This window comes from Polaromonas sp. JS666 (assembly GCF_900103405.1).
In the GTDB taxonomy this organism is placed as follows: Bacteria; Pseudomonadota; Gammaproteobacteria; order Burkholderiales; family Burkholderiaceae_C; genus Polaromonas.
This window is the reverse complement of sequence record NZ_FNHX01000001.1, coordinates 592072-618138: the sequence shown is the minus strand read 5'-3', so window position 1 is coordinate 618138 and position 26067 is coordinate 592072. Positions and strand designations below refer to the sequence as shown.

Below are 26067 nucleotides of genomic sequence, written 5' to 3'. Positions count from 1 at the left end.
CGGGCCGGATCCGTATAACTGCTTCTTTCCTGATTGCGCTCCTGCTTGCGGCGGCCCATACGGCTTTCGCGCAAGCCCAGGAGGCGCCGGAGGCCGGGAGCTATGGTGTGCGCTTCTTCTGCTCACCATCCCAGCTGGAGCAGCTCAGCCCCAACATGTTTCATTACCTCCAGCGGCTCGGCATTCCGGCCCGCCTGGTGAAGGAGACCGTCGATAAGCCCCGGGGGGCCATGACCTATTCCCTGCTGGGGTCGGGCACGACTGTGAGCACCCTGCTTCTGGCGCAACGCACTGAGCTGGCGATCAAGGACGAGGTGCTGCTGATGCCGGTGAAAAACAACAAGATGCGCAAACTCCGGACAGTCTCCCAAAAAGAGATCCTGTTGGCCTTGCTGCACCCGGGCCGCTTGACCGAATTCAGGGGAAGGGCCTGCGATGTGCAGGCCCTGGCCGACCATGTCGGCATTCGCCAGAACACCGTGGCCTGGGCCGAGGTGCTGGAATGGGGCTGGCCCGAGGGCGGCCCCGCCAAATGGAATGCCCGCTACTGGGCCAATGGAACGCCCAGGCTACATACCCCTTTGCACAAAGCCCTGAATGACATGTTTTTTGAGCAGGGGAAGTACGACATAGGCTGTTACGCCGCGACCAAAGTGGTCTTTGCGCAAGGGGCGCTGGATTACTTTCGCCGTGTCAAAAGGGATGCCGGCAAGGCACGCGTCGTGGAGCGGCGCTTGCTGGCCGATGGGGAGCCTCTGGTGGACCTGGAGCCCGGCCGCATGTGGAGCTTCGAAGTGGATTTTGATCCCCTGGAGCTTGAGCGGCCTGGCAAGGTCTTGCGCATGGTGGGCGATGTTGCCCCCGGCAACTTTGTTCCGGGCGATTGGGTGTATTTCCTGAACACCGATGTACGCACCAACCAGAAAACGGGGTATGAGGGTTCCAACGCCATCTACCTGGGAGGCAACCGGTTTGACGACTATTACAACGACAACGATCACCACTATTCCTACCAGGAAAAACTCAGTGAGGTCTACCAGTGGCGCCATGATGTTTTCAGCCGGCACCGCGATGCCGAAAAAATACAGCCCCTGGCCGCGCAGGACTATGAGCGCCTGAACGCCGCGCCGGAAAACGGCGGCTTGCTGATGGGTTTTCGGGTCGTACCCTATTTTTTCGGCTACGAAGACTTGCTCCCGCTACCAGTTCCTCGCAACGACTAGGCCCTGTCGGCGCCGCGCGTCTGATGGATTACAGGGCGCCGTCAAACATCAGCACATCGACTTCATCGCCCACGGCTACATTGCCTTGCGCGTGGTGCAGCACGATCAAGCCGTTGGCCTCGGCCATGGAGCGCAGCACGCCCGAGCCCTGGCTGCCTGTGGTCTTGACCTGCAGTGAACCATCGGCCGCGGTGGAAACCCAGCCGCGCTGGTATTCGGTGCGCCCGGCTTTTTTGCGCATGGGCTCCAGGCTGCGGGCCTTGAGCAGCGGCGGCTGCGCGGCGCCGGCGCCCATCATCTGCAGCAGCGCGGGGCGCACAAAGGCCAGAAAGGTCACCATCACGGCGACCGGGTTGCCGGGCAGTCCGAACAGGATCGCGCCGTTGGGGTTGTTGGCTCTGCCCTGCGCGGCAGGGGGTATACGCCCCACAGCCATGGGCCGGCCGGGCCGCATGGCGATGCGCCAGAAAGCGACGTCGCCGAGTTTTTTCATCATGGCCTTGGTGAAATCGGCCTCGCCCACGCTGACGCCACCCGAGGTGATGATGGCATCGGCCCGTGCGGCGGCCTCGGTGAAAGCGGCTTCGAGCAGGGCCGGCTCGTCGCGCACCACGCCCATGTCGATGACTTCGCAGCCGAGCCGGCGCAGCATGCCGAAGACGGTGTAGCGACTGCTGTCGTAGACCGCGCCTTCGCGCGGCGCTTCGCCGAGCGAGAGGATTTCATCGCCGGTGGAAAAGTAGGCCACACGCAATGGCCGCCAGACGGGCAGGGTGGGCAGGCCCAGGGAGGCCGCCAGGCCCAGCCGGGCCGGCGTGAGGACCTCGCCCCTGCGCAGCGCCGGCAGCCCTTGCGTCAGGTCCTCACCGCGCAGGCGGCGGTTGTCACCGGCGCGCAGCAGGCCGGGCGGGACGCTGATGCTGCCGTCCGGGTGCTGCTTGACGAATTCCTGCGGCACCACGGTGTCCAGGCCGGCGGGCATGATGGCGCCTGTCATGATCTTCACGCACTGGCCGGTTTGCATGCTGCCTTGCCAGGCTTTGCCGGCCAGCGCCGTGCCGTCCGCGACCCGCAGTTCCAGCGCCGTGCCGGCGGCCAGCTGGCTGCCGTCAAAGGCAAAGCCGTCCATGGCCGAGTTGTCATGGGGCGGTACGTCAAAGGGCGAGACCACGTCCTCGGCCAGCACGCGGCCCAGGGCTTCAAACAGCGGCAGCTTGATCGCGTCCTGGACCGGCGCCACCAGGCGCGAGAGGAAATCCAGCACCTGGCCGGCCGACAGGGCTTGCGGGTCGTAGCCCTGCAGTTCGGCCGCGATCTGGTCCAGCGTCTTCACGGCAGGCGCGATTCGAGCTGATGCAGCTCGGCCAGGGTGTTGGCGTTGAAAAAACCGTGCGCGTCGTCGCCGGGCCGGTCAAAGGGCACGGACACGGTTTTGTGCTGCGTTGTCCAGGCGTCTATCTTGCGGCCGCCGCCATGGGTGAAGCGCACCAGGCTTTCGAGCATGTGGGTGCCCATCAGGCAAAACACCGGCTGCGGCCTGAGCTGGCCGTCTTCCTCGGGCGCGGCGGCCACGGCGAAGTCGGCCCCTTCGCGCACATAGGCTTCGGCCAGGCGCGCCACCAGGTCGTCAGGGAACAGCGGCGTGTCGCAGGGCACGGTGAGCAGGTAGGGCGTTTCACAGCGCTCCAGGCCGGTGAGGAAACCCGCCAGCGGCCCGGCGAATTCGCCCAGGCCGGTGCTGTCGGGCCAGACCGGCACGCCGAAAGCCTCATAGGCGGCCAGGTTGCGGTTGGCATTGATCATGACCTCGCCGACCTGGGGCGAGAGCCGCATCAGCGTGTGCAGGGCCAGCGGCACGCCGTTGAAATTCTGCAGGCCCTTGTCGACGCCACCCATGCGCGAACCGCGCCCGCCGGCCAGGATCAGGCCGGTGATGGCTTCGGCGTGCAGCGAGGTGTTGTGGCTGTTGCTTGTCATGCTAGCCACCGATGTAGCTCATCTCGACGCGTTTGGCCTGGCTGTCGGGCATGCTGGTGTCGGCCGGCAGCGCGGCACGCAGCTCAGAATAGCGGTCATCGCGCCCCTGCCAGATATGAGCCACGGCCGCCGCGATCTGCTCGTCGGCATAACCGCCGCGCAGCAGGGCACGCAAATCCTGGCCCTGGCTGGCGAACAGGCAGAGAAAGAGCTTGCCTTCGGTGGACAGGCGCGCCCGGTTGCAGTCGCTGCAAAAAGCCTGGGTCACGCTGCTGATCACGCCGATCTCGCCCGCGCCGTCGGCATAGCGCCAGCGCTCGGCAGTCTCGCCGCTGTAGTTGGGGTTGATGGCTGTGAGCGGAAATTCAGCGTTCAGGCGCTCCACCACCTGGGCCGAGGGCAGCACCTCGTCCATGCGCCAGCCGTTGGTGGCGCCTACGTCCATGTATTCGATGAAGCGCAGCACCGCGCCGGTATGGCGGAAATGCCGGGCCATGGGCAGGATTTCCGCGTCATTGGTGCCGCGCTTGACCACCATGTTGACCTTGAGCGGCGCCAGGCCCACTTTTTGCGCGGCTTCTATGCCCTTGAGCACGTCGGCGACCGGGAAATCCACGTCGTTCATGCGGCGGAAGGTGGCGTCGTCCAGCGCGTCCAGGCTCACGGTGACGCGTTGCAGGCCGGCGTCCTTGAGCGACTGGGCTTTTTTGGCGAGCAGCGAGGCGTTGGTGGTCAGCGTGATGTCCAGCGGCTTGCCCTGCGGCGTCTGCAGCCTGGCCAGCATTTCAACCAGCACCTCCAGGTGCTTGCGCAGCAGTGGTTCGCCACCGGTCAGCCGGATTTTTTCCACCCCATGCGCCACGAAGATCTTGGCCAGGCGGGTGATTTCCTCAAAGCTCAGCAGCGAGCTTTGCGGCAGGAAGGCGTAATCCTTGTCGAAGACCTCGCGCGGCATGCAGTAGCTGCAGCGGAAATTGCAGCGGTCGGTCACGCTGATGCGCAAGTCCCGCAGCGGCCGGCCCCGCGTGTCGCTCAAGAGGCCCGTGGGCGCCGTGACCCGGGCAGGGATGTGCGGCACGCGGCTTGCGTAGCGGATATCTGCCAGCGGAATGATTTTTTCGGTCGTCATCGTGAGGGGCCCAAAGGGAGAATTTACTCCATTGGTCCTTCCAAGGCGTTAAAAAGAGGCCTTATCCCCAAAGGATGCACGTCATCCCGGGGATACCACCGGGGTCAGACGCAGCGGGCTCCATCTACTTCAAGACATATGCCGCTGATGAAATCCGCCTCATCGCTGGCCAGGTAAAGGACAGCATTAGCCACATCCAGCGCGGTCGAAAAGCGCCCCAGCGGGATGCTGGCGCGAAAACGGGCCTTGCGCTCCTCGTCCAGCGGGCCGCCGGCGAATTCGGCCGAAAGTCCGGTGTCGGGGTTGAACACCGGATTGACGCAGTTGACGCGGATGTTGTCGGGACCGAGTTCGGCTGCCAGCGATTTGGAGGTGGTGATGACGGCGCCCTTGGAGCCGTTGTACCAGGTCAGGCCCGGGCGCGGGCGCACGCCGGCCGTGGAAGCGATGTTGATGAAGCTGCCGCCCCCCAGGCGGCGGAACACCGGCGTGGCGTGGAGGGTGGCCAGGTAAATGCTTTTGACGTTGATGGCGTAGCACTTGTCGAAATCCTCTTCACTGACGTCCAGCGCGGGCTGGTTGCGGTGCGTCCAGCCGGCGTTGCTGACCATCACGTCGAGCCGGCCGTAGCGCTGCACGGCGGCGTCGACCAGGGCCTTGACCTCGGCGGACTTCGTCACGTCGGCCGCGAAGAAGGAGGCCGTGCCGCCGGCCTTGGTGATGGCGGCCACGACTTTTTCGCCCAGGGCGATGTTGATGTCGTTGACGATGACCTTGGCGCCCTCGGCCGCCAGCCGCCGGGCGATGCCTTCACCGATACCGCCTCCGGAGCCGGTGACGATGATGGACTTGTCTTTGACCCGCATGGGTTTGTCTCCAGGTATTTTGAATTTATCGAACTGATACGTGAGCTTATTACATCCCGGCCCCGGGGCCGCGGCGGGTATTGGGACCGGATGCGGCGCGTTCAGCCATGCCGCACTGCCACGGTCTTCAGCGTGGTGAAGCCGTACAGCGCTTCAAAGCCTTTTTCGCGCCCGTAGCCCGAGGACTTCACGCCGCCGAAAGGCAGCTCCACGCCGCCGCCGGCGCCGTAGTTGTTGATGAAGACCTGGCCGCTCCTGACGCGCCTGGCCATGCGGAACTGGCGCGCGCCGTCGCGCGTCCAGATGCCGGCAACCAGTCCGAACTGGGTGGCGTTGGCGAGTTCCACGGCGTGGTTCTCGTCCTTGAAGCTCATGGCGCACAGCACCGGGCCGAAGACTTCTTCCTGGGCCAGCCGGTGCGTGGCCGGCACGTCGCGCAGCAGGGTGGGGGCCTGGTAAAAGCCGGTGTCGGGCGCTTCATCGACGATCTGGCCCTGGGCCACCATGGCGATGTTGGCGACCTGCGCGTCGCTCAAAAAATCCCAGACGCGCTGTTGCTGGCTTTGCCGGATCAGGGGGCCGACGTCAAGGTCCATGGCGGCGGGGCCGACGCGCAGGTTTTCAAAGGCGTGGCCCAGGCGCTGCAGCAGCGGCTCGTAAATCGCCTGCTCCACCAGCAGGCGGGAACCCGCCGAGCAGGTCTGGCCGGCGTTCTGCACGATGGCATTGATGATGGCGGGAATCGCGGCGTCCAGGTCGGCGTCGGCAAAGACGATTTGCGGGCTTTTGCCGCCCAGCTCCAGCGTGACCGGGCAATGGCGCTCGGCCGCCGCTTGCTGGATCAGCGTGCCTACCGCGGGGCTGCCGGTGAAGCTGATGTGGTCTATGCCCTTGTGGCGCGCCAGCGCGTCGCCCACTTCATGGCCGTAACCGGTCACGATGTTGATGGCGCCGGCCGGAAAGCCGACTTCGGCGGCCAGCTGCGCCACGCGGATCAGCGACAGGCAGGCGTCCTCGGCCGGCTTGACCACGCAGACATTGCCCGCGGCGAGCGCGCCGCCCACGCTGCGGCCGAAGATCTGCATGGGGTAGTTCCAGGGGATGACATGGCCGGTAACGCCGTGTGGCTCGCGCCAGGTCATCACGCTGTAGCCGTCCAGGTAGGGAATGGTGTCGCCGTGCAGCTTGTCGCAGGCGCCGGCATAGAACTCGAAGTAGCGCGCCAGGGCCGCCGCGTCGGCGCGCGCCTGTTTGGTGGGCTTGCCGCAGTCGCGCTGCTCCAGCTGGGCCAGTTCCTCGGCATGCTCGGCCACCTTGGCCGACAGACGCATCAGCAGGCGCCCGCGCTCGGCGGCGTTGAAGCGGCTCCACACCAGTTCCAGGCATTCGCGCGCGCTGCGCACGGCGGTGTCGATGTCGTGCGCGTTGCTGCGCTGGATCTCGTCAAACACCTGGCCGTCGGACGGGTCTATGACGGGAATGGTCTTGCCGGAGACGGAGGGGAGGGAGGCGTTGGCGATGTAATTGAGCTGCATCGCCTGATTTTGCTTGAAAGCGGCTGCAACGGTGGCGGCGGACCCGCGCCGCCGGGCCCCGCGTAACGGTCTCAAAAAGCGTGCGTTTTTCACGCCCTGGTGTGGCGTGGCGAGGTGCCGTTTACAACATTTTTGCTGTGTGGGAATCGTACTTTCTGTAGGATCAAACCTACACACGCACCTCGCCAATTCCTACAAATGGAAGGGTGCCCTCATTGCGCCCGGCGGGCGCTGACAGCGGCAGCAGCCGGCAACTGCGGTCCGCACTCTGGACACATACAGCGATGAGCGACCCCACCCCATGCGCGAACGATGCAGCTTCCACCGGCGAGGCACCCGCGGCCGGCTCCGGCACGCGGGCCTGGTTTAAAGCCACCGCGGCGCGCTTGCGCGACTGGCTGGCCATTCAGACGCCGGGCATGAAACTCGCGGTGCTGGGCGTGGCGCTGATGATTCCCGCCAGCGCGTACTACGCCTGGTCCACTCTGCAACGCCAGGAGAAACTGAGCCTGGAGGTCAAGGCAATGGCGGCGGGGCAAGGCGCCGAAGCGGCCTGGGCCTACAACACCGCGCTGCCGGTCGTCTTCGGCAGCGGCTCGGTGCTGAGTTTTCTCGAGACCCACCCGGTCGCGCGCATCACCATTATTTACCGTCCGATTCTCTGGACCGTTTCCGAGCGCTTTGTGCTGGTGGAGTCGCAAGGCCGGCAGTACGCGTATTACCCCTCGGACATGGAGACCAAGATACTGGCCGACAAGGCCGTGACGGCACCCTGGGGCGGCAAGCTGACTTTTGTGCCCCAGGCCGCGCTTGACGGCGCCAGCAAGGACATGCTGGCGCGGCTTGAACAGCGTTTCGGCGAGGCGCGTCCGCAATCCGAGCAGGACGCCTGGAAAGGCGGCGCCAGCGCGCTGGTGTCCGCCACCCTGACCCTGGGCCTGCTGGCCTTCCTCTGGTACCAGGTCGGCGGCCAGCGCAAGTCGCTGAAGTTCATCTCGCCGCAGCAGATCAGCGGCGACATCGACGACCTGGTCGGCATGGACGACATCAAGGCCGAGGTCGCGCAGATCCGCGACCAGTACGAGCGCCGCCTCGAATACGCCGCCTACGGCGTGAACAAGCCGTTCAACGTGATGTTCAGCGGCCCGGCGGGCACCGGCAAGACCAAGCTGGCCAGCTACCTGGCCAAGGAGCTGAACCTGCCGATTCTTTTTCATTCGGCCGCCAACCTGGAAACCGGCTATGTCGCCGGGGGCTCCAACACCCTGTCGCGCATTCTCTCGCTGGCCACGCGGCGCAAGCGCTGCATCGTGTTCCTCGACGAGGCGCAGGACCTCTTCATGCGGCGTGGCGGCAACCGGAAATACGACGACGACACGCAGAACATGCTGCTGGCCATCCTGGACGGCGTGCGCACCAAGTCGGACGCGGAAATCATCTGGATCGTGGCGTCCAATTTCAATTCGGCCAACCTGCAGATGGACGAGGCCATGCTGCGCCGCTTCCAGATGAAGGTCGACTTCCGCATGCCCAACCAGCAGGAGCGACTGGCGATTACCGGCCACTACCTGCGCCAGCGTGTCGACAAGGTCCTGCCGGACCTGGACCTGCGCCATTTTGTCGAACTGACCGAGGGCTGCAGCCCGGCGGACCTGGAAACCATGGTCAACCAGGCGGGCATACTCGCGGTGCAGTCGGGCCAGATGATAGGCGCGCACACCCTGATGCAGGCCGCCGAGCGCGTGCTGGTCGGCAACGTTAACGACCACACCACCAAGGAGCGCGAGCGGGACCGGCGCATCATCGCCGTGCACGAGTGGGGCCACTTCCTGATGGACTTTCACCACCAGCGCAAGCTGGCAGGCGGCAGCTGGGATGCCCTGCAAGCCGACATGAACACCATCAAGATTTCACTCAAAGCCAATCCGCGCAACAACGCGCTGGGCTTTGTGCTGCACAAACAGGACAGCAACCTCCTCAAGACAAAAGGCGACATGGAGCATGAAGTGCGCGTGCTGCTGGGCGGCATGGCCAATGAAGAGCTTTTCTTCGGAGAGGACGGCACCACGGGCGGCGCCCACAACGACATCACGCGCGTGACCCGGCTGCTGCACCATGCGGTGGCGGAAATGGGCATGTACCGCAAGACCCGGCTGAACTATGCGGCGCTCGTCAAGGACGGCGGCACGGCGCCGCCGGACGAGGAAACGCGCAACATCATGGAGGCCCAGAGCGAACGGCTTTACAGCGAAACCAAGGCTGTCCTGGCGCAATACACCGGCCTGACGGAGCACCTGACCGGGTGCCTGATGCGATCCGGTGAGATGACGCTCAGCGAAGCGCTGAGCGAGATTCGCCGCTTTGAATTCCTCGCGGCGCCGGCGTTGCTGGCGGTTGGCCAAGAGGCGGGCCAACTGATGCCGGCTTGACCGGCCGGCGGCCACGCCGCTGCAGCCTTGCTGTGTGCGTACAAAAAAAAGCCCTGCAGTGCAGGGCTTTTTGCATGGCTGTCGCGGTTTAGCGTGATGCTGCCGAGGCCGGTGCGGCCGGCGTCGGCGTGGCCGCCGCGTTGGGCGCCTGCGTGGGGGCCGGGGCGGGCATGGCGGGCGCCGTCGGGGTGGCGGCCGGTGCGCTCACGGCGGCGGGTTCCGCCATGGGCGCGCTGGGCGCGGCTTGCGCGGGACCGCCGTGGAATTTCATCACCAGCGGCACGATCAGCAGCGCCACGATGTTGATGATCTTGATCAGCGGATTCACGGCCGGGCCGGCCGTGTCCTTGTAGGGGTCGCCCACGGTGTCGCCGGTCACGGCGGCCTTGTGCGCCTCCGAGCCCTTGCCGCCGTGGTTGCCGTCTTCAATGTATTTTTTGGCGTTGTCCCAGGCGCCGCCGCCGGTGCACATGGAGATCGCGACAAACAGGCCGGTCACGATGGTGCCCATCAGCAGGCCGCCCAGTGCCTGGGGCCCGAGCGCCAGGCCGACCACGATGGGAACCACCACGGGCAGCAGCGAGGGAATCATCATTTCCTTGATGGCGGCCGTGGTCAGCATGTCGACCGCGGTGTCGTACTCGGGCTTGCCCGTGCCGTCCATGATGCCCTTGATGTCGCGGAACTGGCGGCGCACTTCGACCACCACGGCGCCGGCGGCGCGGCCCACGGCCTCCATGGCCATGGCGCCGAAGAGGTAGGGAATCAGCCCGCCGATGAAGAGGCCGATGATGACGTAGGGCTTGCTCAGGTCGAAGCTGATGGCGTTGCCGTAGGCCTCGAGCTTGTGCGTGTAGTCGGCGAACAGCACCAGCGCGGCCAGGCCGGCCGAGCCGATGGCATAGCCCTTGGTCACGGCCTTGGTGGTATTGCCCACGGCGTCCAGCGGGTCGGTGATGTCGCGCACGCTGCTGGGCAGCTCGGCCATCTCGGCGATGCCGCCGGCGTTGTCGGTGATGGGGCCGTAGGCGTCCAGCGCGACCACGATGCCGGCCATGCTCAGCATGGAGGTCGCCGCGATCGCGATGCCGTAGAGGCCCGCCAGTTTGAAGGCGACCAGGATCGCGATGCAGACAAACACCACGGGCCAGGCGGTGGAGCGCATGGACACGCCCAGGCCGGCGATGATGTTGGTGCCGTGGCCGGTGGTCGAGGCCTGCGCGATGTGGCGCACGGGCTTGTACTGCGTGCCGGTGTAGTACTCGGTGACCCAGCAGAGCGCGCCGGTCAGGACCAGACCGACCGCGCAGGCGCCGAACAGGCGCATCTGCGTGCCAGTGGCCGTCACGGCGTTGTCGGGCATCAGCCACACGGTGACGAAGTAGAAGGCGATGAGCGACAGCACGCCGGCAATCGCCAGGCCCTTGTAGAGGGCTGGCATCACGTTCTTCATGCCGGGCGAGGCCTTGACGAAGAAGCAGCCGATGATGGAGGCGATGATGGACACGCCGCCCAGCGCCAGCGGATAGACCGCGGCGGTGGCGCCGGCGCTGGACAGCAGCAGGGCGCCCAGCACCATGGTGGCGATCAGCGTCACCGCATAGGTTTCAAACAGGTCGGCGGCCATGCCCGCGCAGTCGCCCACGTTGTCGCCGACGTTGTCGGCAATCACGGCCGGATTGCGCGGGTCGTCTTCGGGGATGCCGGCTTCGACCTTGCCCACCAGGTCGGCGCCGACGTCGGCGCCCTTGGTGAAGATGCCGCCGCCCAGCCGGGCGAAGATGGAGATCAGCGAGGAGCCGAAGGCAAAGCCGATCAGCGGGTTGAGCAGGTTGGCCAGCTTGAGGTCGGGCGTGTAGTTGCCGTTGCCCACCAGGAACCAGTAAAAACCGCTCACGCCCAGCAGGCCCAGGCCCACGACCAGCATGCCGGTGATGGCGCCGCCGCGGAAAGCGACGTCCAGGGCCGGGCCAATGCCTCTGGTGGCGGCCTGCGCGGTGCGCACGTTGGCGCGCACCGAGACGTTCATGCCGATAAAGCCGCAGGCGCCCGAGAGCACCGCGCCGACCACAAAGCCGACGGCGGTCTTGCCGTCCAGAAAGAAGCCGATGAGTACCGCGAGGACGACACCGACGATGGCGATGGTTTTGTATTGCCGCGCGAGGTAGGCGGCGGCGCCTGTCTGGATCGCGGCCGCGATTTCCTGCATGCGCGCATTGCCTGCGTCCTGGGAAAGAATCCAGCTGCGTGCCCAGATACCGTACCCGACGGCGATCAGTCCGCAGACCAGCGCAAGAATGAGCGCCGAGTTGCCTGTCATAGCTGACATTGAAATTCTCCTACGTTGTTTTTCGCTTGGAGGGGGTGCCACGCGAGCGGTGCCCCCGCTGCGTTGCTTCCTCGTTGCTTGTGCCACGTATGGAGACAAGTCGATTGGCCAACTCGCGAAATTTAACGTGAAAACATGACAAGTTCGCGATGCGTAAGCCCCGAATCAGTAAAATGAGGGTAAATACCGAGCTGCCGGTAGCCGCAGAGTATTAACTTCCGCGCCCTTTGCGCGGTCGCCCATGCGGGCTGAAGCCTTTCATTTCATCTCTTTCCCTTCAACACACACTTCAAGCGACCATGTCCCTCGATAAAGTTTCCCCCGGTAAAAACGTGCCCGAATCCTTTAACGTGATCATCGAAATCCCGATGAACGCCGACCCGGTGAAGTACGAGGTGGACAAGGAGTCCGGCGCGATTTTTGTGGACCGCTTCATGAGCACGTCCATGCACTACCCGACCAACTACGGCTATGTGCCCAAGACCATCAGCGGCGACGGCGACCCGGTCGACGTGCTGGTGATCACGCCGGTGCCGCTGATCCCCGGCGTGGTGGTGACCTGCCGCGCCATCGGCATCCTGAAGATGCAGGACGAAGCCGGCGAAGACGGCAAGGTGCTGGCCGTGCCGGTGGACAAGAAATGCTCGCTGTACACCCAGTGGCAAAAACCTGAAGACATGAACCCGCTGCGGCTGAAAACCATTTCCCATTTCTTTGAACACTACAAAGACCTGGAAGAAGGCAAGTGGGTCAAGGTGTTGGGCTGGGAAGGCCCCGATGCGGCCAAGAAGGAAATCACCGACGGCATCGCCAACTACGCCAAGGCCGCCTGATTTCGGGTTCTCACAAAAAAAGCGCCTGCAGGAAAACCTGCAGGCGCTTTTTTCATGCCTGGCGCGGTTTTAAGCTGCTTGCGCGGGCACCGGGTAGACCAGGCCGTGCAGCCGGCCCTTGTCCTCGCGCGAGAAGGGTTTCCACTGGCCTTCGGGCTGGGCCAGCCGGTCGGCTACCGCCCACCAGGCGCTGGGGTTCACGCCCATGCCGATATGGCTGGCCAGCACTTCGATGTTTTCGGTCTGCGGGTTGCTTGCGCTGGGCGCCTGGATGCTGGCCTGCCAGGCCACCACGCCGTCGCTGCGCGAATAAATGCTGGTGGTCGGCACGGGCGGGGCGGCGGGCAGGTCGTAGTTTTCGGACTCACGTTCCACGCTGCGCCCGCTGGTGAGTTCATAGACACGCCAGGCATTGGTGGCCTTGTGCGAGCCCGCGAAAGGCGTGCCCAGCGTGATCACGCAGCGGACCTTGTCCGGCATTTCCTTGGCCAGTTCGCGCGCATAGACGCCGCCCAGGCTCCAGCCGATCAGGCTGACCTTGCGGCCCGTGGCCTCGAAGGTGCGGATGAGGCTGTCGCGGGCTTCTTCGAGCACACCGGCACGCGGGCCGAAGTTAAAGCCTTGTTCCCAGCCCCAGGGTTTGTAATTGAGCGACTGCAGGTACTGGCGCAACGGCACGGTGGTGGCGTCGTTGGCCGACAGGCCCGGGAACACCATCACGGCATGGCCGTCGCCGCGCGGCGCGCGGGCCAGCAGGGGCCAGGCGGGCAGCAGGGCGCCGAATTCCCAGAATGCACGCAACTCGAGTGCGAGCAGCCAGGCGCTGGGCGGGACATCGTGCGGAGCCGGTTTTGAGGGATTCTGGGAGGAGGAAGACGGATTTCGCTTGGATGACGGGCTTGCCATGGCTTGCAGCATTGGATACTTTTGTGTTGGTTCCAGACAGGAACAGTATGGAGGCGCTTACAGGTTTTTACAGAGGGAGGCGCCTCTAACTTCATTGCTTCGCCGCGGTTTTCGTCGCCTTCGTGACAGCGGCCTTTCGGGTTTTTACCGGGGCGGCTTTCACCGCGGCCTTTTTCGCGGCGGGCTTGGCGGTCTTGCGGGGCGCGGGTACGGCCGGTGCTGGGGCAGCCATCAGCGCTTGCGCCTCCACAAAGGCCTCTTCAATGGCCTTGGCCAGGTCCCTGGCATGCGGCAGCGCTTTTTTGTCGGCAATGATGCCGAAGTCCACATGGCCGGCGTAGGTCTGTATGGTGATGTTGAGCGCCAGGCCGTGCAGGATGATGGACAGGGGATGGAAGGTCAGGAATTTCGCGCCGGCCAGGTACAGAGGCACCGGCGGGCCCGGCACGTTGGAAATCGCCAGGTTGGCCACCATGGGCAGGCGGCTGGCCATGCCGCTTTTGCCATAGGCATTGAGCGCCATCTTGGCGGCACCGCCGACCAGCCAGGGCGCCAGCAGCGAAGGGTAATCGGTCGGCAGCAGGCCTTTGAGGCTTTGCATGGAAGTCTTGACCTTGGCGGTGGAGGCCATGATGGCGTTCATGCGCTTGAGCGGGTGCACCAGGTGGGTGCCCAGCTCGACCAGGCTCATGCTGACCTGGTTGCCCAGGTTGCTGGCATCGGTGGCGCCGGCTTCGCGCAGCGACACCGGCATGGCGGCCACCAGCGATTTTTTCGGCAGGCTGTGGTGCTGCGTGAGGTAGTTGCGCAGCGCGGTCGAGCAGATCCACAGCACCATGTCGTTGAACGAACCTCCCACCGCCTTGCCCATGGCCTTGGTTTCCGCCAGCGGAATGGTGGCGGTGACAAACACGCGGCCCGTGCCTATGCCCGCGTTGAAAGGTGTGGGCGGCGCCAGCTTCATCGGCATCTTGGGTTTGACGCCGGTGGCCGAACTGCCCATGGACTGTTTGGCCAGCGTGCTGCCGAAGGTGCTGGCCGCGGCGGGCAGCGACTTGGCGACCTTGGCCAGCTGGCCCAGCGAGCTGGAGAACACCGAGCCGATCATCTTGCCCAGCTTGAGGTCGGCCTCCAGCTTGCGGCGCCTGTCGGGGTCGGGCGGCGCGACCTCACGCGGCTCGGGGCTCAGGTCCAGCATGGCATTGGCCAGCATCACGCCGCCTTTGCCGTCGAGCGCGGCATGGTGGATCTTGGAGAAAAAGCCCGCCACGATGCCGCCACCCTGGGATTCGGGCAGCTGGATACGGTCGAAAATGTAAAACTCCCAGAGCGGGAAGTCGCGGTCTATGACCTCGCCGTGCAGCTGGGCGCAGAGCTTGTGCACCTCGGCCAGCGTCATGGGCGCCGCGCCTTTTTTGCTGGGGTCGGCGCGGCGGATATGGAAGTCGATGTCCACCGAATCGGCCTCCACCCACAGCGGGTGGCCCAGGTCCAGCGGCATGAACACCAGCTTGCGGCTGAACACCGGCGCCAGGTGCATGCGCTTGGCGATGTGGTTTTTGACGGCCTTGTGAAAGCTGCCCTTGAAGCCGGCCGGCAGTTCGCAGAGGTTGAGCGAGCCCACGTGCATGGGCATTTCAGGGGTTTCGAGGTAAAGAAAGGTCGCGTCCAGGCCGGTCAGGGATTTCATGGTTGTGTTGTCTCCGTGGGGAGACCTTAACCGAGCGGGCCGGGCCGCGGCACTAGGGTTTGCCGTAGCCGCGGCTGTCGCGCCGGGCTCAGCGCGCGGCCATGATCGCGTTCAAGCTTCGCAGTCGCCCAGCATGCCTTGCTCATCGTCATTGAGCCCGGCCACCGGTGTTGCCTTGGCCAGCGCCATCCAGACACCCAGCGGCAAGGCCTGGCGCGAGCGCCGTGGCGCCGCGCGGGCCACGACGAGGCGCCGGCCTTCCATCAGCATCACGCCGCATTCGGCCGGCACTTCATCGGCCGCGCCTATAGGCCGTCCCTTGGCATCGCAACCCAGCACGTACCAGCATTCGCCGCCCAGGTCCAGGTAGGCGGCGCGCTTTTCGGGGCGGCGCAGGTCGCCCAGCAGATCGGAGCGGTGCACCTTGATCTCGTGGACGATGGGGTCCACGTATTCCTGCACCGTGGTGTTGCGAATGGAAAACACGTCGGGCCTGGCGATGCACCAGCGGGCCTTGCCGCCTTCGGTGTCCGGTGGCAGCTGGGCGCGTAGCCCCAGGCCGCGCCAGGTGATGCGGCCGGCGCGCACCATCTCGCCGGCCACCTGCTCGACCAGGGCTTCATGCTTGGACAGGGCCGAGCGGTTGCGCAGCAGCGTGGCCGCCAGGTAGGCAATGCCAGCGTCAGTGACGCGCAGGGTTTCGTGGCCAGCGGGTCCGGCCACACGCTGCAGCATGCCGGTGGCGAGCAGTTCGATTTCCAGCAGGTCCTGGCAGGGCCAGCCGGCGGAGCGGTAGACCTCGCGCAGGCGCCGGGCATGGGGGCGGCCCAGCGGCGGCGTTGTTCCCAGCGCGCTGTCGTTGGCGGCCGGCGCGGTGGATGCCGGGACGCTGGCAAGTGGGAGGGCGGCGCTGCTCATGGTGTGGACTCCGGCACCTGGGGTATTCAGAGCGGAAGAATCTCGAAGCGCGCGTTGTCCAGGTTGTCACCCAGCGGCCGCATGGCGGCCAGGATGGCGTCGGTCTCGGCGTTTTGCCACAGTGCGATGACCTGCTCTTCGGCCTGCGAAGCGCCTTGCAGCGGCAGGCCTTCGCTCAGGGTCTGCGCCAGCATGTAAGCCTGAAGAGAGGGCAGCACATACTCCGGCCCACCCACCGCGAATTCAAGCGCCATGCGAAAGCGCAATTCCGCGGCTGCGCGCTGCTCGGCGCTGAGAGTGGGGCATTCAACCAGGTTGACCTTGTAGGCGGCCATTTGGATTCCTCGCATAACGTGAAGGATGAGGGGCGGCTGGATTAAAAAAGCCGGGACGAGCCCGGCTTTTGGTCAGGTCAGCAAGATTATCAGATCAGAATGCGTATTGCAGGCTGAGACCGAAGTTGTTGGCGCGAATCGCACCGCCGCTTGCGCCGCCGTCATTGGAGAACTTGCCGAAGTCTTCGTACTCGAGGCGAACGGCGAGTTTCGGGGTGACGTTATAAAGGGCGCCCACACCGATCAAGGGGGAAGTCTTGCTGCCGCGGTCGGAGATGCCAGCGGCGCTGATTTTTCCATGGTTGCTGGAGATGCCCAGCTTGCCAAACAGCGAGAAGTTGTTGGCCAGTGGCAGCGTGCCGGTCCCGGCAATGCTGAACTGCGTTGCTTTCAGGCTACCCGTGGCGAGCGGAACGCCGGCACCGTTGCGGATCGCGAAATCGCGGTTGCCGAGGTCGGCGTATTGAGCTTCGACGCCCCAGTTAGGGGTGATCTGGTAGCCGCCATAAATCTTGACGGAAGCTTTGTTGGAGTCAGCGCCGGTGAGCGTGAGTGGAGGAGTCGTGGGCGCGGTGCCGTCTGCGCCAGTGACTTTGGACGATCCGACGCCGCCACCGATGTACCACTGGGCCGAAGCCGGCATCGCCACGAACGCTGCGGCGATTGCGCCAGCCAGGAAAACCTTTTTCATCGAAATTCTTTCAGAAGGGTGAAACATGAGAAACCGGCGCCAAGCATACCTGTGTTTGTAACACCCTGTATGTCGATTCCGAATAAATTGACTTGATGGCTATGTTGCAAGTCCTCTATTTAGGGGATGCCTTGAACGGGTTGCGCCGTTCCAAGTCGTCCATATAACTCTGGATGCCGGCGCCTTCACGCTCCAGGAAACGTTCTACCGCGTCGGCGAAGGAAGGATGGGCCAGCCAGTGGGCGCTGGTGGTCTTGACGGGCAGCAGGGCGCGCGCCATTTTGTGCTCTCCCTGGGCGCCGCCTTCAAAGCGCTGGTAGCCGTGCTCTATGCACCACTGCAGCGGCTGGTAGTAGCAGGCTTCGAAGTGCAGGCAGTCGACACGGGCCAGGGCGCCCCAGTAGCGGCCGTAGGCGGCCAGCGGGGGAGCGGCCGCGCCCGGCGATGAAGGCGGGGCGTTGACCGCGATGAGGCTGGCCGCGATGGGCCGGCGTTCGCCGCCTGGCGTGCCTTCTGCCACAAACAGCAGCCAGTTTTCCGGCATGGTGTCCTGCATGCGCCGGAAGAAGTCGCGACTCAGATAGGGCGCGTTGCCGTGCTCATGGTAGGTGCGCTCGTAGCAGCGGTAAAAGAAGTCCCAGTCGGCCTGGCTGATGTCCTTGCCCAGCGACCAGCGAAAGTGGATGCCGGCATCGTGCACCTTGCGGCGCTCCTGGCGGATTTTTTTGCGCTTTTCCTGGTTGAGCGACATCAGGAAGTCGTCGAAGTCACGGTAGCCGGCGGGCGGTGCAGTCCAGTGGAACTGGACTGTGTGGCGCAGCATGAGGCCGGCTTCTTCGCAGGCCGCGACATCTTCATCGGCCGTAAACAGCAGGTGCAGCGACGACAGCTTTTCATCGCCGCACCAGGCAAGCAGCGCCTTGACCAGCAAGGTGCGCTCTGCGGCGGTGCGCGCCAGCAGCCGGGCGCCCGGCACGGGCGTGAAGGGCACAGCGGCCAAGGCCTTGGGGTAGTAGTGGAGGCCGTGCTGCTGGTAGGCATTGGCCCAGGCCCAGTCGAAGACGTATTCGCCGTAGGAGTGGGCCTTGAGGTATAGCGGGCAGGCCCCGGCCAGGGTCTTGCCCTGCCAGAGGGTGATAAAGCGCGGCGTCCAGCCGGTTTCGGGGGTGGCGCTGCCGCTTTCGTGCAGTGCCGCCAGGTACTCGTGGCGCATAAAGGGGTTGGCGGCTTCGCCAGGGCTTTGCGCCGCCAGCAGGGCGTTCCACTCGGAGGCATTCACCTTCAGCGGCGAATCCAGCACGCGGATGACATAATCGTTTGAGTCTTTTTTCACGTGTTTTTGGGGTTTTACTTCTACATGCCACTCAAAATCTGCGTTGCCCAACTGAACTACTGCGTGGGAGACATGCCCGGCAATGCGCAAAAGATCATCGAGGCCGCCCGCGTCGCCTACCAGGATGGTGTGCGGCTGGTGCTGACACCGGAACTGGCGATTTGCGGCTATGCGGCTGAAGACCTGTTTTTACGCCCCTCTTTCATCCAGGCCTGTGATGATGCCGTGAATCAAGTGGCCCGCGAGCTGGCCGGGTTAAAAGGCCTGACGGTGGTGGTGGGCACGCCCACCCACGGCGACAACGGCAAGGGCCTGCGCACCAAAAGTGTGGAGGTGCAGCAGCGGCACAACGCGGCCCGGGTGCTGCGCGAAGGCCGCGTCATCGAAAGCTACGCCAAGCGCGAGCTGCCCAATTACCAGGTGTTTGACGAACGACGCTACTTCACGCCGGGCCAGGGAAGCTGTGTGTTCCAGGCCGGCGAGGGTGATGAGGCCATCAGCATAGGCCTGCTGATCTGCGAAGACGCCTGGTTTGAAGAGCCTGCGCGGCTGGCCAGGGAAGCCGGCGCCGAGCTGCTGGTGGTCATCAATGCCTCGCCTTTCCATGTGGGCAAGGGCGGCGAGCGCGAGCAGATGATGCAAAACCGCTGCCTGGCCACCGGGTTGCCGCTGGTTTATGCCCACCTGGTGGGAGGGCAGGACGAAATCGTGTTTGAAGGACGCTCTTTTGCGCTGCAGGCTGACGGCACGCTGGCCGGGCGGGCCGAGAGTTTCAAGGAAAAGCTGTTTGCCATCCGCGCCGGGCGCGCGGGGCGCGCGGTTGTATTGGCGGCGGATACGGCGCCCGAGCGCAGTCCCGAGGCCGATTTGTGGGACGCGCTGGTGCTGGGTGTGCGCGACTACCTGGGAAAAAACGGGTTTCCGGGCGCCATCCTGGGCCTGTCGGGCGGCATCGACTCGGCCCTGGTGCTGGCGATCGCGGTGGATGCGCTGGGTGCGGACAAGGTGCGTGCGGTGATGATGCCTTCGCCCTATACCGCCGATATCTCGTGGATAGACGCGCGAGAGATGGCCGAGCGGGTGAAGGTGCGTTACGACGAGATCTCCATCGTGCCCGAGTTCGAGGCCTTCAAGGCCTCGCTGGCCGGCGAGTTCAAAGGCCTGAAGGAAGACACGACCGAGGAAAACATCCAGGCGCGCATACGCGGCGTGTTTTTGATGGCGCTGTCCAACAAGTTCGGCTCCATCGTGCTGACCACCGGCAACAAGAGCGAGATGGCCACCGGCTATTGCACGCTGTATGGCGACATGGCCGGCGGCTTCGCGGTGATCAAGGACGTGCTCAAGACCTCGGTGTTCCGGCTGGCGCGCTGGCGCAATGCCAACGACCCTTACGGCACCGGCAGCAACCCGATTCCCGAGCGCATCATCACGCGTCCGCCCAGCGCCGAGCTGCGCCCCGACCAGACCGACCAGGACAGCTTGCCGCCTTACGAAGTGCTCGATGCCATCCTGGAGCGGTACATGGAGAACGACCAGGGCGTGGACGCCATCGTCGCTGCCGGGTTTGACCGCGCATTGGTCGTGCGCGTCGCCCAGCTGATCCGGATCAATGAGTACAAGCGGCGACAGGCGCCGGTGGGCATCAGGGTCACCCACAGGAGCTTTGGCAAGGATTGGCGCTATCCTATTACGAGCAAATTTAGACAGTAGAAAAGCACGGGATGCCTCCTCCCATACCAGCATGAGCCGCGGAACCGGCTTTGCCGGGCCGCAGGCGGGCGGCCCCCTCGGGGGGGCAGCGAACCACACGCAGTGGGGAGCGTGGGGGCCTTATTTTTTAACTACCGGAGATATTCAGTGAAACAAATTACCGCCGTCCTCAAGCCTTTCAAACTCGAAGAAGTCCGCGAGGCTTTGGCCGAATGCGGCGTGACCGGGCTGACCGTCACTGAAGTCAAGGGTTTCGGCCGCCAGAAGGGCCATACCGAGCTCTATCGCGGCGCCGAGTACGTGGTCGACTTCCTGCCCAAGGTCAAGGTCGAAGTCGTCGTGAAAACCGAGGATGTGGAGCGTTGCGTGGACGCCATCGTGCGCGCCGCGCGCACCGGCAAGATCGGCGACGGCAAGATTTTCATCACCAGCGTGGAGCGCGTGGTGCGTATTCGCACGGGTGAGGAAGACGAAGCGGCGGTCTGAGAGCCGCTTCGCCGCTTAAATCTGGTCGAGGCGGGTGGCGGCGGGTGTCATGCCGGCGGTCTGCACCAGGGTTTCGAGCAGCGGCTCCGCCTCGCTGCCGGTGCGTATCAGGTCCATCAGCCAGTCGTTCATGAAGCCGGCCTTTACCGATGAGGCCAGGAAGGCCAACAGGCTGTCGTAGTAGCCGCCCATGTTGAGCAGGCCGACCGGCTTGTCGTGGTAGCCCAGCTGGCGCCAGGTCCAGACTTCAAAAAATTCTTCCAGCGTGCCTATGCCGCCGGGCAGGGCCAGAAAGGCGTCGGCATGCTCGGCCATGATGCGTTTGCGCTCGTGCATGTTTTCCACGATGTGCAACTCGGTGCAGCCGGTATGGGCCCATTCCTTTTCGACCAGCGCCTTGGGGATCACACCCACGACCCGCGCACCCGCGGCGAGCGCCGCGTCGGCCAGTATGCCCATGAGGCCGTTGCGGCCGCCGCCGTAGACCAGTTGGCCGCCATGCTGGCCTATCCAGGTGCCGACGAGGGCGGCGATCGCTGCGAATTCAGGCTGGGCGCCCGTGCGTGAGCCGCAGTAGACGCAAAGGGAGAAAGCGGGTTTGGAGGTATCTGTCACTTCGGTGTTGTCGTTGTTCATGCTGCAAAGCGTTGCCAGAGCGCCATGGCCCAGGTGCCCGCGCACAGCAGCAGGCTGAGCAGGACGGCGGCGCTGCCCATGTCCTTGGCGCGCTTGGAAAGGTCATGCCATTCGGGGCCTATGCGGTCTATGGCGGTTTCGATGCCGGTGTTGAGCAGTTCCACGATCATGATGAGGATCACGGTGCCGGCCAGCAGCACGGTTTCCACCCAGCTGCGGCCCAGCCAGAAGGCGGCGGGTATCAGCACAATGGAGGCGATGGCCTCCTGGCGGAAGGCGGTTTCATGCCAGCCGGCACGCAGGCCGGCGATGGAGTAGCCCGTGGCATGCCAGACGCGGCTCAGGCCCTTGCGGTGTTTTTGGGGATTGACCGGCCCATCGAGGGGCGCGGCGCAGGCGGTGCTGATGGAAGCTGGCGCGGAGGCGGAAAGCGGAACTTGTTCGGGCATGGGGCGATTGTCGCGCAGCTTTATGGCATGTTGATGTTATGCACCCGCGCCTGTCATGCCTTTGTCCTTGCGGCGGGGTTTTTCGGGCGCTACCCAGGTGATCAGCCGGGTGCCCGCCCAGACGTCGTGCCAGAACTGCTTTTGCGGATGAAAGCGCGCCAGGATGGCCCAGATGGCCACCCATCCCAGCGTCAGCACGGCGCCTTCGCGGCCGGGCAATGCCAGCAGCCAGCTGACGGCCAGCGGCGGCAGGAACCACAGCCAGCTCAGCATATAGCGCAGCAGGGCGCGTTTCTGGGTGATGGGCGCGCCGTGGGCGTCGACCACGCGGATGTTCCAGGTTTTCATCGCCAGCGTCTGGCCCTTGGCCCAGAACCACACAAAGTAGATGCCGAAAACCACAAACACAAAAGCCTGCAACGCATGGCGGTTGTCCAGCGCGTTGCGGGTCTGGCTCAATGTGCTGAAGAGGTAGCCGGCCAGAAAAACCACGCCGAACATCAGCATGCCTTCGTACATCCAGCAGGCCATGCGCCGGGGGATGGACGGTATTGAGGGGGGGGCGGTGGCTGTCAAATGAGTCGCTCTTCAATGCTCGCGGGCAGAAACTGCCGGAGCGGCCAATAAGTCCGGCCTGCTGCCGCCGGCGGCGTGTCAACGCTGGGGCGTGGCGCCTGGGGCACTGGCGGGCAGTGCTGCGGGCGTGGCGGCGGCTGCCGGTTGTGAAGCATTGATTTTAGGCGCAGCCTTGCTGCTGGCCTTGACCGGGTGCGGCGGAACAGGCGCCAATTTTTGCGGGGCAACCGGCTTGACGGCGGTTGCGGCCCCTGTGGGCTTGGGGCTGGCCTTGGCCGCCAGCTTTTGTTTTTCCTCCGGGCTCAGGGCCTGGTAGGTTTCCCATTTGGCTTTTTTCTCTTCAGGCGTGAGCTGCTTGGAGAGTTCTTTGGTCTTGCCGAAATTCAACCGAGCCTGGGCGCGCTGCTGGGGGCTCAGGGTGACCCATTCGTTCATGCGGCTGTGCAGGTTAGCCTGGCCTTCAGGAGGCAGCGAAGGGTAGTTTTTGGAGATTTCCAGCCATTTGCGCTTTTGCTGCTCGCTGATGTCGTGCCAGCTCGAAGCCAGGGGCGCGAGCGCCTGCTGCTGCATGGGGCTGAGTTCCGCCCAGGTGGGCTTGGAAACGACCGTTTTGGCGGGCGCACTTGCAGCTGGCTTTGCGGCAGGCGCGCTGGCGGGAGCTGCCGGTTTGGGAGCCTGGGCGAAACCCAAGGCCGGCGCGGCGAGCAGGGCGGCCGCCACGAGCCCGAACGACAGCCATAGCAGTTTCAAGCGGCTTGAAGGTTCAAGAGGCAGGGGAAGGCGCCGGGCGCCTGCAGGACGGGTCATTGGACCGTGGGGGCTTGGCGCGTCACTTTGAGATACTGGACAAAACCGGGATCGGCAAAGGCCGCGGGCGGGAGTTCGTCGGTAAGCAGCGCCACGTCGACTTCGGCCAGTTCCTGGGCACGGTTGTCGTTCTGGATGGAATTGATGACCAGCAGGCCCACAACCAGGGCCACCAGGGGCAGGACCGAGCCAATCCGGGCCCACCAGCTCAGGCCGTCGTCGGAGCCCCAGGTCAGGGCGGCGCTGCCGCCATTGCCCACAATGCCGCCGGCGGTTTGGGCTTTTGCCACTTTACGGTTAGAGACGGCCTGGAAGCGCGCAGCGCGCAGGCGCTCCGAAATGTCGTAAGGCAAGTCTGCCGCGCCTGCGGACAGGTAGGAGGCGGTTTTCAGGCCAAAGCGGTCCTGCAGGATATCGGCTCTTTTTTGTAGTGAATTAGTCATAGTTTTATACCTTTGGCGCTCAGGGCTTTGCTGAGAGCGTGAACCGCGCGCGAACAGTGCGTTTTGACACTACCCTCCGAACAGCCCATGGCGGCTGCTGTTTCAGCGACGTCCATTTCCTCCCAGTAACGCATCAGAAAGGCTTCCCGTTGACGGCCCGGCAACTCCTTTACCTGTAGTTCGATCTCATGCAATATCTGAGCCCGCTCCGTCGCATCCTGGGCGCTCTCTGTACCTTCTGAGTTGGTCAAGGTCTCTAAAGTTTCCAGAAGGTCGAAATCTCCGTCTTCCCCGGGCGACTCGAAGTCGCTCATGTTGGAAAACAGCGCGTTTCGGGTCTTGCGGCGGCGGAACCAGTCCAGCGTGGTATTGGCCAGGATGCGCTGGAACAGCATGGGCAGCTCCGCGGCGGGCTTGTCGCCGTAGTGCTGCGCCAGCTTCATCATGCTGTCCTGAACGATGTCGAGCGCAGCTTCTTCGTCCCTGACGTGGTAAATGCTGCGCTTGAAAGCCCGTTTTTCAACGTTTTTCAGGAAATCCGAGAGTTCTTGTTCAGTTGCCAACGGTATGGGGTTCCGGTTCGTCCAGTGCTGCGGGGATGGCCCGCGGTCGCCGCGGGGCCTGTGCCGATCAGCATGCATCCTTGGGATGCCGCTGGAAAATTATCGCATCACGGCCGGCCCTGGCCGGCCCTTTTTCGGGGCCTGCGGCCATTGCGCAACGCGAAATGTCATAATATGCCCTGCAATTCAAAAGGCAAACGGGTCATGGCTCGGCGGTTTATGTTTCCGCTTATGGTTCTGGCCTCAAGTCTCGACGCCGCTTCACAAGAGTGGGCGAAGAGGCACCCAAGGTATTTCGTTAGAGAAATTCACAAAGGTTCATCATGGAAATCTCCAAGGCGGAAATCGCTTCCGCGGCAGCAGCGTCTGCACACACAAATTCCCAGGAGCTCCGCGGCGCGGAAATCCTCATCAAGTCGCTTCAGGCTGAAGGTGTCAAGTACGTTTGGGGCTATCCCGGCGGCGCGGTCCTTCACATTTACGACGCCTTCTACAAGCAGGACTCGATCCAGCACATCCTGGTGCGCCACGAGCAGGCGGCCGTGCACGCGGCGGACGGCTATGCCCGCGCCACGGGCGACGTGGGCGTGGCCCTGGTCACCTCGGGCCCTGGCGTGACCAATGCGGTGACCGGCATCGCGACGGCCTATATGGACAGCATCCCGATGGTCATCATCACGGGCCAAGTCCCCACCCACGCCATCGGCCTGGATGCCTTCCAGGAGTGCGACACCGTCGGCATCACCCGGCCCATCGTGAAGCACAACTTCCTGGTCAAGGATGCGCGGCAGATGGCCGAGACCCTGAAAAAGGCCTTTCACATCGCCCGCAGCGGCCGCCCCGGCCCCGTGGTGGTGGACATCCCCAAGGACGTGTCCTTCAACAAGGTACCCTATAGCGGCTATCCGCAAACCGTGGAGATGCGTTCCTACAATCCGGTTCGCAAAGGCCACGGCGGGCAGATCCGCAAGGCCCTGCAACTGCTGCTTTCGGCCAAGCGGCCCTACATCTATACCGGCGGCGGCGTGCTGCTCAGCAATGCCTCGCAAGAGCTGCGCACCCTGGTCGACATGCTGGGCTACCCCTGCACCAACACCCTGATGGGCCTGGGCGCCTACCCGGCCACCGACAAAAAATTCCTCGGCATGCTGGGCATGCACGGCACCATCGAAGCCAACAACGCGATGCAGAACTGCGACGTGCTGCTGGCCGTCGGTGCCCGCTTTGACGACCGCGTGATCGGCAACCCCAAGCATTTCGCTCAGAACGAGCGCAAGATCATCCACATCGACATCGACCCTTCGAGCATCTCCAAGCGCGTGCGGGTCGACATCCCCATCGTGGGCGACGTGAAGGACGTGCTCACCGAGCTGATCAGCATGATCAAGGAGTCCGGCCTCAAGCCCGATGCCAACGCGCTGGGCGGCTGGTGGGACACGATCGAAGGCTGGCGCAAGCGCGACTGCATGAAATACAGCATGGGCAAGGGCGACGTCATCAAGCCCCAGCATGTGGTCGAAACCCTCTGGAACCTGACCAAGGACGCCGACACCTACATCACGTCGGACGTGGGCCAGCACCAGATGTGGGCCGCGCAATACTACAAGTTCAACGAACCGCGCCGCTGGATCAACTCGGGCGGCCTGGGCACCATGGGCGTCGGTATTCCCTACGCCATGGGCATCAAGCTGGCCAAGCCTGACTCCGAGGTGTTCTGCATCACAGGCGAAGGCTCGGTCCAGATGTGCATCCAGGAACTCTCTACCTGCCTGCAGTACAACACGCCTATCAAGATCGTGTCGTTGAACAACCGCTACCTGGGCATGGTGCGCCAGTGGCAGGAAGTGGAATACGCCGGGCGCTACAGCAGCAGCTACATGGACGCGCTGCCCAATTTCGTCAAGCTGGCCGAGGCCTACGGCCACGTCGGCATGCTGATTGAAAAGCCGCAGGACGTGGAGCCCGCGCTGCGCGAAGCCCGCAAGCTCAAGGACCGCACGGTGTTCATGGATTTCCGCACGGACCCGACCGAAAACGTGTTCCCGATGGTGCAGGCCGGCAAGGGCATTACCGAGATGCTGCTGGGGTCGGAAGACCTCTAAGCCTCAAGCCGCCACACACCCATTCATTCACCGTCACCTGACGAATCTATTGTCTGCCGAGCCTGCGTATTACCGTGCGCAGGGGAGGGCAGCGAAAA

24 protein-coding genes are annotated in these 26067 nt (G+C 64.3%); 6 read left to right on the top strand and 18 right to left on the bottom strand.

The features are described 5' to 3' along the window. The first annotated feature begins 155 nt into the window (after positions 1–155). Entirely contained in the window at positions 156–1223 is a 1068-nt protein-coding gene (locus BLQ85_RS03040; protein WP_139200868.1) for a hypothetical protein, read from the top strand. Between the two features lie 28 nt (positions 1224–1251). Here BLQ85_RS03040 and glp read toward each other — a convergent pair whose 3' ends face one another. The 5 genes from glp to BLQ85_RS03015 all read right to left on the bottom strand — a co-directional run bounded on the left by glp (position 1252) and on the right by BLQ85_RS03015 (position 6730). After that, the gene (gene glp / locus BLQ85_RS03035; RefSeq protein WP_074574671.1) at positions 1252–2556 is read right to left on the bottom strand and encodes a molybdopterin molybdotransferase MoeA; all 1305 of its coding nucleotides are present in this window, start codon (positions 2554–2556) and stop codon (positions 1252–1254) included. Beyond that, positions 2553–3200: a molybdenum cofactor guanylyltransferase MobA gene (gene mobA / locus BLQ85_RS03030; RefSeq protein ID WP_074574669.1), complete on the bottom strand. Its 648-nt coding sequence runs from the start codon at positions 3198–3200 to the stop codon at positions 2553–2555. The genes glp and mobA overlap by 4 nt, the downstream gene beginning before the upstream one ends. A 1-nt stretch (position 3201) precedes the next feature. Then, positions 3202–4329, bottom strand: coding sequence for a GTP 3',8-cyclase MoaA (gene moaA, locus BLQ85_RS03025; protein WP_074574668.1), 1128 nt, complete (start codon positions 4327–4329; stop codon positions 3202–3204). Positions 4330–4433: 104 nt separating this feature from the next. Beyond that, positions 4434–5195, bottom strand: a complete 762-nt coding sequence (locus BLQ85_RS03020) for an SDR family oxidoreductase (protein WP_074574666.1) — start codon at positions 5193–5195, stop codon at positions 4434–4436. A gap of 101 nt (positions 5196–5296) precedes the next feature. Next, positions 5297–6730, bottom strand: a complete 1434-nt coding sequence (locus BLQ85_RS03015; protein WP_074574664.1) for an aldehyde dehydrogenase family protein — start codon at positions 6728–6730, stop codon at positions 5297–5299. A gap of 284 nt (positions 6731–7014) precedes the next feature. On the opposite strand from BLQ85_RS03015, the gene BLQ85_RS03010 reads away from it, so the two are divergent. Beyond that, positions 7015–9159, top strand: coding sequence for an AAA family ATPase (locus BLQ85_RS03010; protein WP_074574663.1), 2145 nt, complete (start codon positions 7015–7017; stop codon positions 9157–9159). An 88-nt stretch (positions 9160–9247) separates the two neighbouring features. Here BLQ85_RS03010 and BLQ85_RS03005 read toward each other — a convergent pair whose 3' ends face one another. Further along, positions 9248–11479, bottom strand: coding sequence for a sodium-translocating pyrophosphatase (locus BLQ85_RS03005; protein ID WP_074574660.1), 2232 nt, complete (start codon positions 11477–11479; stop codon positions 9248–9250). A gap of 308 nt (positions 11480–11787) precedes the next feature. Between BLQ85_RS03005 and ppa the strand changes: the two genes are divergently transcribed. Beyond that, positions 11788–12321: an inorganic diphosphatase gene (gene ppa / locus BLQ85_RS03000; protein WP_074574658.1), complete on the top strand. Its 534-nt coding sequence runs from the start codon at positions 11788–11790 to the stop codon at positions 12319–12321. 69 nt (positions 12322–12390) lie between these two features. Here ppa and BLQ85_RS02995 read toward each other — a convergent pair whose 3' ends face one another. The 6 genes from BLQ85_RS02995 to BLQ85_RS02970 all read right to left on the bottom strand — a co-directional run bounded on the left by BLQ85_RS02995 (position 12391) and on the right by BLQ85_RS02970 (position 18194). After that, complete coding sequence (locus BLQ85_RS02995) at positions 12391–13227, bottom strand: lipase family protein (RefSeq protein WP_083336739.1); 837 nt, start codon at positions 13225–13227, stop codon at positions 12391–12393. Between the two features lie 91 nt (positions 13228–13318). Further along, positions 13319–14917, bottom strand: a complete 1599-nt coding sequence (locus BLQ85_RS02990; protein WP_074574657.1) for a wax ester/triacylglycerol synthase family O-acyltransferase — start codon at positions 14915–14917, stop codon at positions 13319–13321. A 111-nt stretch (positions 14918–15028) separates the two neighbouring features. Then, on the bottom strand, positions 15029–15835 hold the full coding sequence (locus BLQ85_RS02985; RefSeq protein WP_083336713.1) for a hypothetical protein: 807 nt from the start codon (positions 15833–15835) through the stop codon (positions 15029–15031). A 26-nt stretch (positions 15836–15861) separates the two neighbouring features. Next, a complete protein-coding gene (locus BLQ85_RS02980; RefSeq protein ID WP_074574655.1) occupies positions 15862–16170 on the bottom strand; it encodes a hypothetical protein in 309 nt (102 codons plus the stop codon). Between the two features lie 94 nt (positions 16171–16264). Then, on the bottom strand, positions 16265–16861 hold the full coding sequence (locus tag BLQ85_RS02975) for an outer membrane beta-barrel protein (protein ID WP_074574652.1): 597 nt from the start codon (positions 16859–16861) through the stop codon (positions 16265–16267). A gap of 115 nt (positions 16862–16976) precedes the next feature. Then, positions 16977–18194 carry a GNAT family N-acetyltransferase gene (locus BLQ85_RS02970; RefSeq protein ID WP_074574650.1) on the bottom strand — a complete coding sequence of 406 codons (1218 nt, stop codon included), beginning with the start codon at positions 18192–18194 and terminating at the stop codon, positions 16977–16979. Positions 18195–18218: 24 nt separating this feature from the next. Here BLQ85_RS02970 and BLQ85_RS02965 point away from each other — a divergent pair, with 24 nt between their 5' ends. After that, the gene (locus BLQ85_RS02965; protein WP_074575134.1) at positions 18219–19907 is read left to right on the top strand and encodes an NAD+ synthase; all 1689 of its coding nucleotides are present in this window, start codon (positions 18219–18221) and stop codon (positions 19905–19907) included. A 147-nt stretch (positions 19908–20054) separates the two neighbouring features. Next, positions 20055–20393 (top strand): P-II family nitrogen regulator, encoded by a 339-nt coding sequence (locus tag BLQ85_RS02960; protein WP_007869659.1) that lies wholly within the window; start codon positions 20055–20057, stop codon positions 20391–20393. Between the two features lie 15 nt (positions 20394–20408). Here BLQ85_RS02960 and BLQ85_RS02955 read toward each other — a convergent pair whose 3' ends face one another. The 6 genes from BLQ85_RS02955 to BLQ85_RS02930 all read right to left on the bottom strand — a co-directional run bounded on the left by BLQ85_RS02955 (position 20409) and on the right by BLQ85_RS02930 (position 23867). Continuing rightward, positions 20409–21029 (bottom strand): LOG family protein, encoded by a 621-nt coding sequence (locus tag BLQ85_RS02955; protein WP_074574649.1) that lies wholly within the window; start codon positions 21027–21029, stop codon positions 20409–20411. Further along, on the bottom strand, positions 21026–21478 hold the full coding sequence (locus tag BLQ85_RS02950) for a diacylglycerol kinase (protein WP_254779669.1): 453 nt from the start codon (positions 21476–21478) through the stop codon (positions 21026–21028). Before BLQ85_RS02950 ends, BLQ85_RS02955 begins: the two co-directional genes overlap by 4 nt. Before the next feature lie 36 nt (positions 21479–21514). After that, complete coding sequence (locus tag BLQ85_RS02945) at positions 21515–22054, bottom strand: RDD family protein (protein WP_074574646.1); 540 nt, start codon at positions 22052–22054, stop codon at positions 21515–21517. 78 nt (positions 22055–22132) lie between these two features. Further along, complete coding sequence (locus BLQ85_RS02940) at positions 22133–22804, bottom strand: DUF3106 domain-containing protein (RefSeq protein WP_254779667.1); 672 nt, start codon at positions 22802–22804, stop codon at positions 22133–22135. Positions 22805–22857: 53 nt separating this feature from the next. Continuing rightward, the gene (locus tag BLQ85_RS02935) at positions 22858–23304 is read right to left on the bottom strand and encodes a DUF3619 family protein (protein WP_074574643.1); all 447 of its coding nucleotides are present in this window, start codon (positions 23302–23304) and stop codon (positions 22858–22860) included. Continuing rightward, positions 23301–23867, bottom strand: coding sequence for an RNA polymerase sigma factor (locus BLQ85_RS02930; RefSeq protein ID WP_074575132.1), 567 nt, complete (start codon positions 23865–23867; stop codon positions 23301–23303). The genes BLQ85_RS02935 and BLQ85_RS02930 overlap by 4 nt, the downstream gene beginning before the upstream one ends. Positions 23868–24190: 323 nt before the next feature. Between BLQ85_RS02930 and BLQ85_RS02925 the strand changes: the two genes are divergently transcribed. After that, positions 24191–25969, top strand: a complete 1779-nt coding sequence (locus BLQ85_RS02925) for an acetolactate synthase 3 catalytic subunit (RefSeq protein ID WP_074574641.1) — start codon at positions 24191–24193, stop codon at positions 25967–25969. The last annotated feature ends 98 nt before the right edge of the window (positions 25970–26067 follow it).